The organism is Micromonospora sp. KC213 (assembly GCF_004348325.1).
In the GTDB taxonomy this organism is placed as follows: domain Bacteria; phylum Actinomycetota; class Actinomycetes; order Mycobacteriales; family Micromonosporaceae; genus Micromonospora.
The window spans coordinates 22,470-36,203 of the sequence record NZ_SMKF01000044.1 but is presented as its reverse complement, the minus strand read 5'-3'; the positions used below and the strand labels follow the sequence as shown (position 1 = coordinate 36,203).

The window sequence follows — 13,734 nt, the reverse complement described above, 5'->3', positions numbered from 1 at the left end:
CCTCGGCCCAGTTAACGTCTGGTGACGTACGAGAGGGACCTGCGGCGGGTGCCGCAGGTCCCTCTCGTACGTCGAGGGTCAGAGGTACTGGCCGGTGTTGCTGGCGGTCTCGATGGAACGGCCGGCCTCGGCGCCCTTGCCGCCGGAGACGAGCGTGCGGATGTAGACGATCCGCTCGCCCTTCTTGCCGGAGATGCGCGCCCAGTCGTCCGGGTTGGTGGTGTTGGGGAGGTCCTCGTTCTCGCGGAACTCGTCGACGCAGGCGTCGAGCAGGTGCTGCAGGCGCAGCCCCTTGCGACCGGAGGTGAGGAACTCCTTGATGGCCATCTTCTTGCCCCGGTCGACGATGTTCTGGATCATCGCGCCGGAGTTGAAGTCCTTGAAGTAGAGGACTTCCTTGTCACCGTTGGCGTAGGTGACCTCGAGGAAGCGGTTCTCCTCGGTCTCGGAGTACATCCGCAGCACCACCGCGTCGATCATCGCCGCGACGGTGGCCTGGGGGTCGCCGCCGTGCTCGGCCAGGTCGTCGGCGTGCAGCGGCAGGCCGGAGAGAATGTACTTGGAGAAGATGTCCTTGGCCGCCTCGGCGTCCGGACGCTCAATCTTGATCTTCACGTCGAGCCGGCCGGGACGCAGGATGGCCGGGTCGATCATGTCCTCCCGGTTGGAGGCACCGATCACGATGACGTTCTCCAGCCCCTCCACACCGTCGATCTCGCTGAGCAGCTGCGGAACGATGGTGTTCTCCACGTCCGAGGAGACGCCGGAGCCACGGGTCCGGAAGATCGAGTCCATCTCGTCGAAGAACACGATGACCGGGGTGCCCTCGCTGGCCTTCTCCCGGGCTCGTTGGAAGATCAGCCGGATGTGCCGCTCGGTCTCGCCGACGTACTTGTTGAGCAGCTCGGGGCCCTTGATGTTGAGGAAGAAGCTGGTGTGCTTCTCCTTACCCTCCCGCTCGGCGATCTTCTTCGCCAGCGAGTTCGCCACCGCCTTGGCGATGAGCGTCTTGCCGCAACCTGGCGGCCCGTACAGCAGGATGCCCTTCGGCGGTCGGAGCTGGTGCTCGCGGAACAGGTCGGCGTGCAGGAAGGGCAGCTCCACCGCGTCGCGGATCTGCTCGATCTGCGCCTGGAGGCCGCCGATGTCGGTGTAGTCGACGTCGGGCACCTCCTCCAGGACCAGTTCCTCGACCTCGCTCTTCGGGATCCGCTCGTACGCGTACGCCGAGCGGGGCTCGATCATGAGCGAGTCGCCGGCCCGGATCGGTGCGCCGATCAGGGTCTCGGCGAGGTGCACGATGCGCTCCTCGTCGGAGTGCGAGACCACCAGCGCCCGGTCACCCGGTGCGCCGTCCGGCCCGGCGAGGATCTCCTTGAGCATCACCACCTCGCCGACCCGCTCGTAACCGAACGCGTCGACGACGTTGAGCGCATCGTTGAGCAGGACCTCCTGCCCGCGCTGCAACTCCGTCGCGTCCAGCGAGGGGGAGACGGCCACCCGGAGCTTGCGTCCGCCGGTGAAGATGTCCACCGTGCCGTCGTCGTGCCGCGAGAGGAAGACACCGTACCCGCTCGGCGGCTGTGCCAAGCGGTCGATCTCCTCCTTGAGCGTCACAATCTGCGCGCGAGCCTCCTTGAGGGTGCTCACGAGCCGGTCGTTGTTCTCGGTGAGCCGCGCCAACTGTGCCTGGGTGGCCGCCAGCCGCTCTTCGAGCTGCCGGACGTGTCGGGGGCTTTCGGTCAACTTGCGCCGCACCAGAGCGAGTTCCTCTTGAAGGAACGCGACCTGCGTGGAGAGATCGTGGGCTTCCTTCTCCCACCGTGCGGCGCGCGAGTCCGCGTCGTCGCTGCGTGCCACGTCCCACCTCCCCGGGGGGCTTGAACGTTCTGCCCTAACACTAGCCGCTATGAGGCCCATTCGGTCCTACGCAACGCCCTCGTCACCGAACCTTGATCGCGAAGGGACGCCTGAGGGGCAGGTCCGGGCGTTCGGGTACCGTCGAAACGTGGGACGGGAGAACATGGGGGGTGCCGCGTGACCGAGGTCGCGACCGACCAGCTTCAGGTCTGGGTGGACCAGGACCTCTGCACGGGTGACGGGCTCTGCGTGCAGTACGCGCCGGAGGTCTTCGAGTTCGACGTCGACGGTCTGGCGTACGTCAAGGGCCCCGACGGCGAGCTGCGGCTGAACCCGGGCAGCCGGGTGGACGTGCCCGGGCACCTGCGCCTCGAGGTGATCGACTCGGCGCGGGAGTGCCCCGGCGAGTGCATCCACGTGGTGCGTGACAGCGACGGCGTCGAGGTGGCCGGCCCGGAGGCCGAGGACGACTGACCGCCAGCGCCGACGGGCACAGCACGGCCGGACATCGTGGTCGATCATGAGGCCAGCGGCGCGGATCTCACATCCGCTCCCCGCCAACCTCATGATCGACGCGTACGGCGGCGACTGTGCCTCCCCGGCCCGTCGGTCACAGCACCGGGCGACCGACCACCGAGGCGACCAGCCGGGCGAACTCCTCCAACCGAGCGATCTGACCGGCTCCGCCGTCGTCGAGCGTCTTGCCGAAGCGCAGCGCGTCGTGCCGCGGCACGCCCGCGACCTCGTCACCGGGCGGCGCCTCGTCCAGCGAGGTGAGCAGCAGGTAGACATCGATGCTGTCGACCCGCACCTCGCCGTTGTCGGTTCGGGTCAGCCGGCGTCGGCAGCCGACCTCGGTGACCGTGGAGACCGGCACCACCCGTAGCGACGAGGTCATCGCGCCGGCCGGCCCCTCCCCCGGCGGCACGTCCTCACCGTGCCACAGCACCAGCCGGCTGCCGTCGCAGACGACGACCTCCTGCCAGACGCCGTTGACCTCGTTGACGAAACGTTCCAGCGTGAAACCGAGCACGGACGCCCCACGCAACACCCCGCCCAGCGCCTCGAGCGCGATGTCCGGATCGCGCAGGTAGGCCCGCGCCGCCGACTCCAGGTCGGTGTAGGGCGACCAGTCCGGGAACACGGCCGGCAACTCCCCACCGCCGAAACCCGGCCGACTCATGACATCTCCCCCAGGTCGTGCCGCCGACCCGCACCGGCCGACGGAATCAGCCCGATCACTGCCAGCCGTCCCGCCACGCCGTCACGGCAGCGCCGGCCCGTCGGCCGCGTCCGGCGTCGAGCCGGCCGCCGCCTGGCGGGCCGCCTCGGCCGCGCGCAACGCCTGCCGGCGCTCGGCGTACGCCTCGGCGCCCTTGCTGGGCTTGCGACGCCGCGGCGGGGCGGTGACGCCCGGTGCGAGCTTACGCGCGGAGACGAGGAACGCGGTGTGCGCGATCATCCGGTGGTCCGGGCGGACGGCCAGCCCCTCGGCGTGCCAGTCGCGCACCAGCGACTCCCAGGCCCTCGGCTCGGTCCAGCCGCCGCGCTCGCGCAGCGCCTCCACCAGCTCGGACAGCTGCGGGGTGGTCGCCACGTAGCCGATGAACACACCGCCGGGCAGCAACGCCCGCTCGACCATGTCGAGGGTCTCCCACGGGGTGAGCATGTCCAGGATGATCCGGTCGAACCCGGTCTCGGCGCAGTCGGCGACATTACCGACGTGCAGTCGCCACGCCGGGTGCGGGGCGCCGAAGAACGCCTCGACGTTGCGCCTGGCGATCTGCGCGAAGTCCTCGCGCACCTCGTACGAGTGCAGTTCGCCGCCGGTGCCCACGGCCCGCAGCAGCGAACAGCTCAACGCGCCCGAGCCGGCGCCGGCCTCCAGGACCTTGGCACCGGGGAAGATGTCACCCATCGCGACGATCTGCGCCGAGTCCTTCGGGTAGATCACCTGGGCGCCGCGCGGCATGGACAGCACGTAGTCCGACAGCAGCGGACGCAGCGCGAGGAAGGCCGTCCCCCCACCGGCGGTGGTCACCACGCTGCCGTCGGGCTGACCGATCAGCGCGTCGTGCCGCAGGATGCCGCGATGGGTGTGGAACTCCTTGCCGGGCTCCAGGACGACCGTGTGCATCCGGCCCTTCGGATCGGTCAGCTGGACCCGGTCACCGGGGCGGAACGGCCCCCGGTGCGCCGGAGGCAGTTCCGGGACGGCGACGAGGGTGTCCGGGGCGGCCGGGAGGGCGGAGGAGTGTGCGGTCACCTGTTCAACTTCCGTGTGGGTTCGAGGACCTGTGCCAGATCCGCGACGTGCAGAACGCCGACCACATCTTCGCCTGCCGTCACCACGTACCGTGCGGCCGGGTGGGCCTGCACGGCGGCCAACACCCGCTCGGCGTCGAGCCCGGCCGGCAACACCGGCAGTTGGTCCAGCGAGCGGGCCACCGCGTCCACGGCCAGCCAGGGTCGGCGCGGCGGGGGCACCGCCTCGGCCGCCGCCGGATCGACCAGGGCGACCGGGCGACCGGCGCCGTCGAGCACGGCCACCGCCGCGCCCGGGGGCGCCTGCGCGGCGTGCCGGCGCTGGGCCTCGGCCAGCGGGGTGCCGGTGGGCACCCCGAAGACGGGACGGGTCAGCCGGGCCAGGTCGATCAGGGGAACCCGGCGGCTGATCCTGGCGTACCGGATGGACTGGCCGGCCCCGCGCCACAGCGTGACGGCGACCAGCAGCATCAGCGGCAGCACCAGCGGCACCAGGATCCGCTCGACGGTGAGCAGCACGACCGACCCGACGGTGCCGACGGCGACGGCGCGGCCGACCCAGCCGGCCACCTCGGTGGCCCGGTGCCGGTCCCGGGTGGCCGCCCAGATCGCCGCGCGCAGCGCCCGGCCACCGTCCAGCGGCAGCCCGGGCAGGACGTTGAAGGCCGCCACGACGGCATTGCTCAGCGCCAGCTGCAGGGCGAGCTGGTGGGCGAGGGTGCGGTCGGGCAGGGCCAGGGTGACACCGACGCCGAGGGCGCCGAGCACCGCCGAGACCGCCGGCCCGGCCAGGGACACCAGCAGCTCGACCCGGGGGTTGGGGGCGTCGGACTCCATCTCGGTGTAGCCGCCGAGCAGTTCGAGGGTGATGCCCCGGACGCCGATGCCGTACCGGCGGGCGGTCAGCGCGTGGCCCAGCTCGTGCAGCAGGACGGACCCGAGCAGCGAGACGACGAACCCGAGGCCGATCAGGAACCCGCCCAGCGGGGTCAGGTCCAGCCGCTCGCCGGCGAACCGCGCGTACACCACCGTGACGAGCAACGCCAGCAGCAGCATCGACAGGTTGATCCGCAGCGGGACCCCGCAGACCCGGCCCACGCCCAGGCTGCCGCGCCGACGGGCGGGGCGTGCGGATCGGTCGGGGGCGCTCACCGCCCCGATGCTACGCGGTGCGGATCATGCTCCGGTGCGGCGACGACCGGCCTGTCACACCGGTGCCCTACCCTTCGGGGCATGACGGCGGAACCGGTGACCGACCAGCAGGGCTCTGGCGCCCCGGCCGCGCTGCCGGCCACCGTCCGGGCGTCGTTGTCGCCGTCACGGGCGGCCGACTTCAAGACCTGCCCGCTGCTCTACCGGTTCCGCAGCATCGACCGGCTGCCCGAGCGCCCCAGCCTCGAGCAGGCCCGGGGCACCCTGGTGCACGCCGTGCTGGAGCGGCTGTTCGACCTGCCGGCACCCGGGCGCACCCCGGATGCCGCCGGTGACCTGGTCGCTCCGCAGTGGGACCGGCTGGTCACCGAGCAGCCGGAGCTGGCCGCCCTGTTCGACCCCGCCGACGAGGCCGGCACCGCCGAGTTCCTGCGCTCGGCGGCGGCGCTGCTGCGGGGCTACTTCGCGGTGGAGGATCCACGGCGGTTGGAGCCCGCCGAGCGGGAAAGCCTGATCTCCGCGGTGGTCGACGACGAGCTGCTCATCCGGGGCTACCTCGACCGGCTCGACGTCGCGCCCGACGGCGCGCTGCGGGTGGTCGACTACAAGACCGGCGGCGCGCCCCGGGAGGCCTTCGAGGCGCGGGCGTTGTTCCAGCTCAAGTTCTACGCGTTGGTGCTGTGGCGCACCCGGGGTGTGGTGCCGCGGGTGCTGCGTCTGCTCTACCTGAAGGACGCCGAGGTCTGCGACTACTCCCCCGACGCCGAGGAGCTGTTGCGTTTCGAGCGCACGGTGGTGGCGCTCTGGCAGGCGATCGAGCAGGCCACCCAGCGGCAGGATTTCCGGCCCCGGCCCAGCCGGCTCTGCGACTGGTGCAACCATCAGTCGCTCTGCCCGAGCTTCGGCGGCACCCCGCCGCCGTTCCCGCAGCCGGCGGCGGTGCCCGACCCGCTGCGCGACGCCCGGTCCGGCCCGGCCGCTCCCGGCGCCGACGAGTGACCCGCAGCCCCGCCCCACCGGCGGGGGCGGCGGCCTGATCGGTCGGCTGGCGCGCTGGTGGCAGTATCCCGCGTGCAAGCACGCAACCGTGGGTGACGGGTCGGGGCGCCTCGCAGGCTGCGGGCCGTTTCCCGGTACCGGGCGTGCGCCGGCGCAGCGTTCCGCCCCGGCGACGGTGCCCCCGGGGTTGCGCCGCGCCGGCCGGTGCCCAACGCGGCAGCCAGCACGACAGGAGGGCGATGAGCGACCACGGGATGCCGGTACGTCCGGTGCGGATCCTGCTCGCCGACGACCAGCCGCTGCTGCGGACCGGCTTCCGGACGGTGCTGGGCGCCGAGGCGGACCTGGACGTGGTGGGCGAGACGGGCGACGGCCGGGAGGCCGTGGAGTTGGCCCGGCGGCTGCTGCCGGACGTGGTGCTGTTGGACGTCCGGATGCCGCGGCTGGACGGCGCGGCCGCCACCCGGGCGATCGTCGAGGCCCGACTGCCGGTGCGGGTGCTCGCGCTGACCACGGTCGACCTCGACGAGTACGTGCTGGGCGCGCTGCGCGCCGGGGCCAGCGGCCTGCTGGCCAAGGATGTGCCGGCGGAGGATCTGGTCGCCGCGGTCCGGGCGGTGGCCGCCGGGGAGGCGGTGGTGACGCCCCGGATCCTGCGTCGGCTGCTGGACCGTTTCGCCGCCGTGCTAGCCGACCCGGCCGCGGCCCCGCCGACGGCGTTGAGCGTACTGACCGGGCGGGAACGGGAGGTGCTGGTCCAGGTGGCCCGAGGGCTGTCCAACGCCGAGATCGCCGCCGTGCTGTCGGTCAGCGAGACCACCGTCAAGACCCACGTCGGGCATGTGCTGACCAAGCTGGGCCTGCGCGACCGGGTGCAGGCGGTGGTGCTGGCGTACGAGACCGGGCTGGTACGCCCGCGGGCCTGAGCCGCGCCGCGCGGCGGCCCGGATAACGGTGGCCGTGTTTGTGGCCGTCACCTACCGTGACGCGAGACGGGGTCGTGGAGTTGGCCTGATGTGGCGTTCGGTGCCCCCGGTCGGTATGCCGCGGCGCCGCCGACTCAGGGGCAACCCTGAGTCGGCGCCGGGGTCGACCCGCAGCGGGAATCCGGCCGGAGATCAGCCCACGGACGGACGGATCACCGACCGGCCCGGGTGAGGATGGGATGGGCCCCACCGGCCAGCGGGGGCGGTGGGATGACCGCAGCAGACGGAAGAGGTAGATGACGTGACGGCGACGGTAGGCCGCGAGGCGCAGGTCGCGGCCCGGGCCAACGACGTGTGGAAGGTGTACGGCAGCGGCGAGGCGCAGGTGATGGCGCTGCGCGGGGTGAGCGCGGAGTTCGAACGCGGCCGGTTCACCGCGATCATGGGTCCGTCGGGTTCGGGCAAGTCCACGCTGATGCACTGCCTGGCGGGGCTGGACTCGGTCACCCGGGGCACCGTGATGATCGGCGACACCACCGTCACCGGGCTGGGCGACGCCGGCCTGACCCGGCTGCGCCGCGACAAGGTCGGCTTCATCTTCCAGCAGTTCAACCTGCTGCCGACGTTGACCGCACAGGAGAACATCCTGCTGCCGATGTCGATCGCCGGCCGCAAACCCGACCCGGCCTGGTACGACACGGTGATCGACACGGTCGGTCTGCGGGACCGGTTGGGACACCGTCCGGCGCAGCTCTCCGGCGGCCAGCAGCAGCGGGTGGCGTGCGCGCGGGCACTGGTCGCCCGCCCCGAGGTGATCTTCGCCGACGAGCCGACCGGCAACCTCGACTCGCGTTCCGGGGCGGAGGTGCTGAACTTCCTGCGCAACTCGGTACGCGAGCACGGGCAGACCATCGTCATGGTCACCCACGACCCGACCGCCGCCGCGTACGCCGACCGGGTGGTCTTCCTCGCCGACGGGCAGATCGTCTCGGAGCTGATCGAGCCGACCGCCGAGACCGTGCTGGACACCATGAAGAAGCTCGACACTCCGGTCGAGGTGGCGCGCTGATGTTCCGCGCGACGTGGAAGAGCCTGCTGGCGCGCAAGGTGCGCCTCGTCCTCTCCGGCCTGGCGGTGGTACTGGGCGTCATGTTCGTCTCCGGTGCGTTCGTGCTCACCGACACCCTGGGCCGCTCCTTCGACCAGGTCTTCGCCGACGCGTATGAGGGCGTCGACGTCAACGTCAACGCCACGCCGAAGGTCGCCCTCGACGAGCTGGAGGGCGAGCCGGTGAGCCCGCCCGTCCCGGCCGCGTTGCTGGAGCGGGTCCGCACGGTTGCCGGGGTGGCCGAGGCCACCGGCATCATCGCCGCCGACGGCGCACTCATGATCGGCAGCAACGGCAAGGTGGTCACCTCGTTCGGGCCGCCGCAGCTGGGTGAGAACTGGCTGGGCGAGAGCGACCTGCTGACGCTGCGCGAGGGCCGGGAGCCGCGCGCGGACGACGAGATCGTCATCAACGCGGCGCTCGCCCAGGCGGCGGGGGTGAAGGTCGGCGACCGGGTCGGCGTACAGACCCCCTTCAAGTCGAAGAAGGAAGATTTCCACCTCGTCGGGATCTTCGGCTTCAGCGGTGGCCGGGACTCCCTCGGCGGAGCCAACGAGATCGCCTTCACCACCCCGGTGGCGCAGCGACTGATGCTCGGTGAGCCGGACGTGTTCACCAACATCAGCGTTCAGGCCGTCGACGGCGTCGGCGAGGAGAAGCTGCGCGACGACATCGCCGCCGCTGTCGGCGACGGCTACCAGGTGCGGACCGGCGAGCAGATGTCAGCCGACGCCGCGGCCGGTCTGAAGGAGGGGCTGTCCTTCTTCAACAAGATCCTGCTCGGTTTCGCCGCCGTGGCGCTGCTGGTGGGCACCTTCCTCATCCTGAACACCTTCTCCATCATCGTGGCCCAGCGCACCCGGGAGCTGGCCCTGATGCGGGCCATCGGAGCCAGCGGCCGGCAGATCATCGGTTCGGTGGTGCTGGAGGCCATCGCGGTGGGGCTGATCGCCTCCGTGCTGGGGCTGGCCGCCGGCATCGGCGTGGGCGCGCTGCTGGCGTACCTGTTCGGCGAGCTGGCCGGCGGGCTCGCCCTGGCCGGGCTGGGCGTGCCGGCGGCGGCGGTCATCGGGGCCTTCGGGGTGGGTCTGGTGATCACGGTGGTGGCGGCGCTGCTGCCGGCGCTGCGTGCCGCGCGGATCCCGCCGATCGCCGCCATGCAGGACGTGGCCACCCCGGACCGCCCGTTGACGAAGGTCACGGTGTCCGGCGGGATCGTCACCGCGATCGGCGCGACGCTGCTGTTCCTGGGGCTCAGCGGCAACGCGGGCGACCTCACCCTGCAGACCATCCTCGGCGGGGTGTTCCTCGCCTTCATCGGGATGGCACTGCTGACCCCGCTGATCAGCCGGCCGGTGGTCGGCCTGCTCGGGGCGGTGTTCGCCTGGTCGGTGCCGGGCAAGCTGGGCCGGCTCAACTCCGGCCGCAACCCGCGCCGCACCGCGATCACCGCGGCGGCGCTGATGGTGGGCATCGCCCTGGTCACCGGCGTGACGGTGATCCTCGACTCGGCCAAGAGCAGCATCAGCGCCTTGGCCGAGGACCAGATCAACGCCGAGCTGGTGATCTCCGGGGTGCAGTCCGGGCCGCGCCCGCCGAGCTTCGACCCGGCGGTGCTGGAGCAGGCCGCCGCCATCCCGGGCGTCCAACTGGTCGACGGTGAGTACGGCGACATGGCGGAGGTCGACGGCAAGGCAACCTGGGTGGCGGTGTCGAGCAACGTCGCCGCCCTGGAGCGGATCTTCAGCGCGAAGGCCACCGCCGGTGACATCAGCCGGCTGGGGCCGGACCAGATGCTGTTCAGCTCCGACACCGCGAAGTCCCGCAACGTGTCGGTCGGCTCGCGGGTCACCGTCCAGCTGTCCAGGGGCGAGGCCCGCACCTACACGGTCAGCGGGATCTACCAGAGCACCGAGCTGACCAGCCCGGTGGTGTTGCCGCCGCAGGCGGCGCGGGACTTCGCCATTCCGCAGCCGATCCAGGGTTTCCTGCAACTGGCCCCCGGCGCCCGCGTCGAGGACGTGCGCCCACAGGTCGAGACGTTGCTCGCCGACAACCCCCAGGTGTCGGTGGCTGACCGGGCCGCCTTCATCAAGCAGCAGACCAGCCAACTGGACGGCCTGCTCCAGATGATCCAGATCCTGCTGGCCCTGGCCATCGTCATCGCGGTGCTGGGCATCATCAACACCCTCGCCCTGTCGGTGCTGGAACGGACCCGGGAACTCGGCCTGCTGCGGGCGATCGGGCTGCGCCGGGCGCAGACCATGCGCATGATCACCGTGGAGGCGGTGGTGATCTCGGTCTTCGGGGCGTTGCTGGGCGTGGCGGTCGGCACCGGCCTCGGGGCGGCGGTGGTCGAGGCGCTCAAGGACGAGGGGATCACCGACCTGGTCCTGCCCTGGGGGCAGATGGGTCTCTTCCTCGGCCTGGCCGCGATCATCGGGGTGGTCGCGGCGGTGCTGCCGGCGATCCGGGCCGCGCGGATCAACGTGCTCGGCGCGATCGCGCACGACTGACCGGTCGCTCGGGGCCCCGCCGCTACCGGCGGGGCCCCGTCCCGACCTGCGGCATCCCGGGGATCTCAACTGCTGGTCAGCCCCGAGGTGCCGCAACCGGCACGGTCAGGACGGCGGGTCGCCGAGCAGCGCCGCCAGCAGCTCCAGGTCCGCACCGGTCAGGCTCTGCACCTGGTGTACGCCGTCCGTCGGCGGCAGTGGTGCCTCCGCCGGCACCGCCAGCACCGCCGCACCGGCGGCGAGCGCGCTGGCCACCCCGGTCGGCGAGTCCTCGATCGCCACGCAGCGGGCGATCGGCACGTCCAACAGCCGGGCGGCGGTCAGGTACGGCTCGGGGTGGGGCTTGGCGGCGTCCACCTCGTCACCGCAGACCACCGCGTCGAAGCTGTCCCGCCCGAGGGTGTCCAGGGCGATCTCGACCAGGGCGCGACCGCTGGAGGTCACCAGGGCGGTGGGGATGCCCGCGGCGCGTACCGCCTGCAGCAGGGCCAGCGCGCCGGGCCGCCAACGCAGCCCGGTGCGGAACAGCTGCAGGATGCGGGCGTCGATCCAGGCGGCGCTGACCCGCGGGTCCCGCTCGGGCTGGCCGAGGTCGTCGTGCAGGATGCGCATCGCCTCCGCCATGCTGGTGCCGACGATGGCGCGGCGGGCCTGCCCGGACAGCTTCCCGCCGTACTCGGCGGCCAGCTCGCACAGCGCGACATCCCACAGCTTCTCGCTGTCGACCAGGGTGCCGTCCATGTCGAAGAGCACAGCGGCGGGGTGTGTGCTGCTCAACGGATCCTCCTGCGGGTGCGGCGACCGCACCGATCCTGCCAACCCCCCGGCCGCGGCGTCGGGGCGGACCGGGCACCAGTGACGCAGGTCAACCGGCGGGCTCGGGGTCAGCCGAGGTCGCAGGCGCGCAGGGAGTTCTCGTAGCCGCGGAAGAACGAGTCGGTGCGCTGTTCGGCGGTACCGTGCGACCCTTCGGCGAACCAGGGTTGGTCGGGGTCGTCGCCGACGGCGAGCAGCCCGTCGCGGAACTCGTCCAGGTCGCCCTCCTGGAGTTCGAGCTGCCCGTTGCGCACCGAGTCACCCAGGTACGCCCCGGCCATGCAGTCGGCCTGGAGTTCCTGCTGGATGGTGAAGCTGTAGCGGGTGCCCATGCGCACCTGGATGCCGTGGGCGTACTCGTGGCCCAGCAGGTAGAACACGAACGCGTCGCCGACCTGCCGGAACGCGGCCACCGACCAGTTGACGTCGTAGGCGATGTAGTCGGCGGCCGAACAGTAGACCGCGTTGTTGCGCGGCACCGGCTGACCGGCGCAGGCGACCTCCCCCTCCCGCTGGTAGGGGATGATCCGGCGGATCGGGGTGAACGGCCGCCCGGAGGCCCGGAACTGGGCGGCCCAGTAGCGCTCGGCGATGCGGACCGCGCCCTGGATGTCCTCCTTGAACTCCGCCACGCTGGTGGTGCCGTCGGCGCGGGTGGTCGACGCGTCGGGCAAGGCGGCCGTACGGGTCGGCTGCGGGCGGGGCTCGTTCGGTGGCTGCTGCGGGCCACCCTGCCCCACCCCGCCGGCCGCGCAGCCGACGGCGACCAGGGCCGCCACCAGACCCGCCAGTGAGCCCCGCGACCGCCGTCGCCCGCGTACCGTCACCGCTGCCTCCCCAGGCTCCTCACCGATACGGCCCGGTACCCGTATCGCGTGACGATCATGCCGGGCGGAGGCCGCCCTGACCACAGGCGGACGGCGTGGCATCGCCGTGCGCGCACGGTTGTGCCCGACGTCGCCGCCCTCCGGCCGTCGACGTCACTGCGAGCGTTCGTTGCGGATGACCGTGTGGTGCTGGGCGGCGTGCCGCTGCCGCTCGTACCGCTGTTGGTCGGTCAGCGCCGCCTGCCCGGCGGCCCGCTCCTCCGCGCCGGGGACGCGCACCCGGTCCCGCCAGGCCACCCAGCCACACACCCCGGCCAGCACCACTGCACCGGTTCCGAGCACCACCCACACCGTCGTCATGCGACCCACGGTAGGAGCCAGCCCACCGCCGGCCGCCCACGCCGTCGCGCGGTCAGCCGGCGGAGAGGACCTCCCGCAGCCGGACGGCGAACGCCGCCGGGTCGTCGACGAAGCCGATGTGCCCGCCGGGGAACATCGTCGGTTCGTCGCCCAGCGACGCGGCCAACACCCGCGACGTACGGTCGCACAGCTCGTCGGTGGACTGCTCGCCGAGGCCGACGAGCACCCGGGTGGGTCCGTCGCGCAGCGCGGCCACCTCGGGCCGGAACCGGGTGGTGCCGCGCAGCATATGCAGGTACTGGTAGCGCTCGTCGGCGGCCGCCTGCGGATCCGGTTCGCCGCCGAACATGGCCAGGACGGCCTCCTCGGGCAGCTGGATGTTGGCGTTGGTGAGGAACATGCGCCACGCCCCGAGCCGGTCCCCGCCGAGGTACGTGGCGATCATGTCCTCCTCCCGGGCGAGAATCTCCTCGGCCTCGTCGAGGAGCGTCACCAGGGGTGGCTCGTGGGCGATCACGGTGTGCGCCACCTTCGGGTGGGCCTGGGCGAGGGCCAGCGCGGTGACCGCGCCGCCGCTGGAACCGAGCACGGCGGCCGGCCCGAGGTCGAGGTGGGCGACGAGCCGGGCGAGGTCGTCGGCGCGCAGTTCGGGCGTCGAGTCCTGTTCCGGGTCGTGCAGGCGGCTGCGGTTGATGCCACGAGGGTCGGTGGTGAGCACGGTGTGGTCGGTGGCCAGCAGCTCGGCCAACGGCGCGAACGCCGCCGCGTCCATCGGGGCGCCGACCAGCGCCAGCAGCGGGCCCCGCCCGCGTACCTCGTAGTGCAGCAGACCGTCGGCGACCTTGAGGGTCGCGACGGTGACGGTGCCGGTGGAAGTGGTGCTCATCGGGTCCTCCAGTTGGTGA

At 72.2% G+C, this 13,734-nt stretch carries 13 protein-coding genes; 5 read left to right on the top strand and 8 right to left on the bottom strand.

The window, feature by feature from the left end; all coding sequences use genetic code 11:
* Nucleotides 1-78: 78 nt before the first annotated feature.
* Nucleotides 79-1,860, bottom strand: a complete 1,782-nt coding sequence (gene arc, locus E1166_RS12220; RefSeq protein WP_132263663.1) for a proteasome ATPase — start codon at nucleotides 1,858-1,860, stop codon at nucleotides 79-81.
* A gap of 177 nt (nucleotides 1,861-2,037) precedes the next feature.
* Between arc and E1166_RS12215 the strand changes: the two genes are divergently transcribed.
* Nucleotides 2,038-2,334 (top strand): ferredoxin, encoded by a 297-nt coding sequence (locus E1166_RS12215; RefSeq protein WP_132263666.1) that lies wholly within the window; start codon nucleotides 2,038-2,040, stop codon nucleotides 2,332-2,334.
* Between the two features lie 136 nt (nucleotides 2,335-2,470).
* Here the strand turns inward: E1166_RS12215 and E1166_RS12210 are convergent, their stop codons facing one another.
* The 3 genes from E1166_RS12210 to E1166_RS12200 all read right to left on the bottom strand — a co-directional run bounded on the left by E1166_RS12210 (nucleotide 2,471) and on the right by E1166_RS12200 (nucleotide 5,181).
* Nucleotides 2,471-3,043, bottom strand: a complete 573-nt coding sequence (locus E1166_RS12210) for a hypothetical protein (RefSeq protein ID WP_132263669.1) — start codon at nucleotides 3,041-3,043, stop codon at nucleotides 2,471-2,473.
* An 81-nt stretch (nucleotides 3,044-3,124) separates the two neighbouring features.
* A complete protein-coding gene (locus tag E1166_RS12205; RefSeq protein WP_132338527.1) occupies nucleotides 3,125-4,066 on the bottom strand; it encodes a tRNA (adenine-N1)-methyltransferase in 942 nt (313 codons plus the stop codon).
* 56 nt (nucleotides 4,067-4,122) lie between these two features.
* Nucleotides 4,123-5,181 carry a M50 family metallopeptidase gene (locus tag E1166_RS12200; protein WP_132338525.1) on the bottom strand — a complete coding sequence of 353 codons (1,059 nt, stop codon included), beginning with the start codon at nucleotides 5,179-5,181 and terminating at the stop codon, nucleotides 4,123-4,125.
* Between the two features lie 177 nt (nucleotides 5,182-5,358).
* Between E1166_RS12200 and E1166_RS12195 the strand changes: the two genes are divergently transcribed.
* The 4 genes from E1166_RS12195 (at nucleotide 5,359) to E1166_RS12180 (ending at nucleotide 10,826) form a co-directional block, all read left to right on the top strand.
* Complete coding sequence (locus tag E1166_RS12195) at nucleotides 5,359-6,276, top strand: PD-(D/E)XK nuclease family protein (protein WP_132338516.1); 918 nt, start codon at nucleotides 5,359-5,361, stop codon at nucleotides 6,274-6,276.
* A 239-nt stretch (nucleotides 6,277-6,515) separates the two neighbouring features.
* Nucleotides 6,516-7,202 carry a response regulator transcription factor gene (locus E1166_RS12190; protein ID WP_165944316.1) on the top strand — a complete coding sequence of 229 codons (687 nt, stop codon included), beginning with the start codon at nucleotides 6,516-6,518 and terminating at the stop codon, nucleotides 7,200-7,202.
* 301 nt (nucleotides 7,203-7,503) lie between these two features.
* A complete protein-coding gene (locus E1166_RS12185) occupies nucleotides 7,504-8,271 on the top strand; it encodes an ABC transporter ATP-binding protein (protein ID WP_132338514.1) in 768 nt (255 codons plus the stop codon).
* Nucleotides 8,271-10,826: an ABC transporter permease gene (locus tag E1166_RS12180; protein WP_132338512.1), complete on the top strand. Its 2,556-nt coding sequence runs from the start codon at nucleotides 8,271-8,273 to the stop codon at nucleotides 10,824-10,826. The genes E1166_RS12185 and E1166_RS12180 overlap by 1 nt, the downstream gene beginning before the upstream one ends.
* 105 nt (nucleotides 10,827-10,931) lie before the next feature.
* Here the strand turns inward: E1166_RS12180 and E1166_RS12175 are convergent, their stop codons facing one another.
* The 4 genes from E1166_RS12175 to E1166_RS12160 all read right to left on the bottom strand — a co-directional run bounded on the left by E1166_RS12175 (nucleotide 10,932) and on the right by E1166_RS12160 (nucleotide 13,715).
* The gene (locus tag E1166_RS12175) at nucleotides 10,932-11,579 is read right to left on the bottom strand and encodes an HAD family phosphatase (RefSeq protein ID WP_132263730.1); all 648 of its coding nucleotides are present in this window, start codon (nucleotides 11,577-11,579) and stop codon (nucleotides 10,932-10,934) included.
* 131 nt (nucleotides 11,580-11,710) lie between these two features.
* Nucleotides 11,711-12,469, bottom strand: a complete 759-nt coding sequence (locus tag E1166_RS12170) for a neutral zinc metallopeptidase (protein ID WP_243710314.1) — start codon at nucleotides 12,467-12,469, stop codon at nucleotides 11,711-11,713.
* A gap of 153 nt (nucleotides 12,470-12,622) precedes the next feature.
* Nucleotides 12,623-12,829 (bottom strand): hypothetical protein, encoded by a 207-nt coding sequence (locus E1166_RS12165; protein ID WP_132338508.1) that lies wholly within the window; start codon nucleotides 12,827-12,829, stop codon nucleotides 12,623-12,625.
* Between the two features lie 52 nt (nucleotides 12,830-12,881).
* On the bottom strand, nucleotides 12,882-13,715 hold the full coding sequence (locus E1166_RS12160) for an alpha/beta hydrolase (RefSeq protein ID WP_132338506.1): 834 nt from the start codon (nucleotides 13,713-13,715) through the stop codon (nucleotides 12,882-12,884).
* Nucleotides 13,716-13,734: the final 19 nt, after the last annotated feature.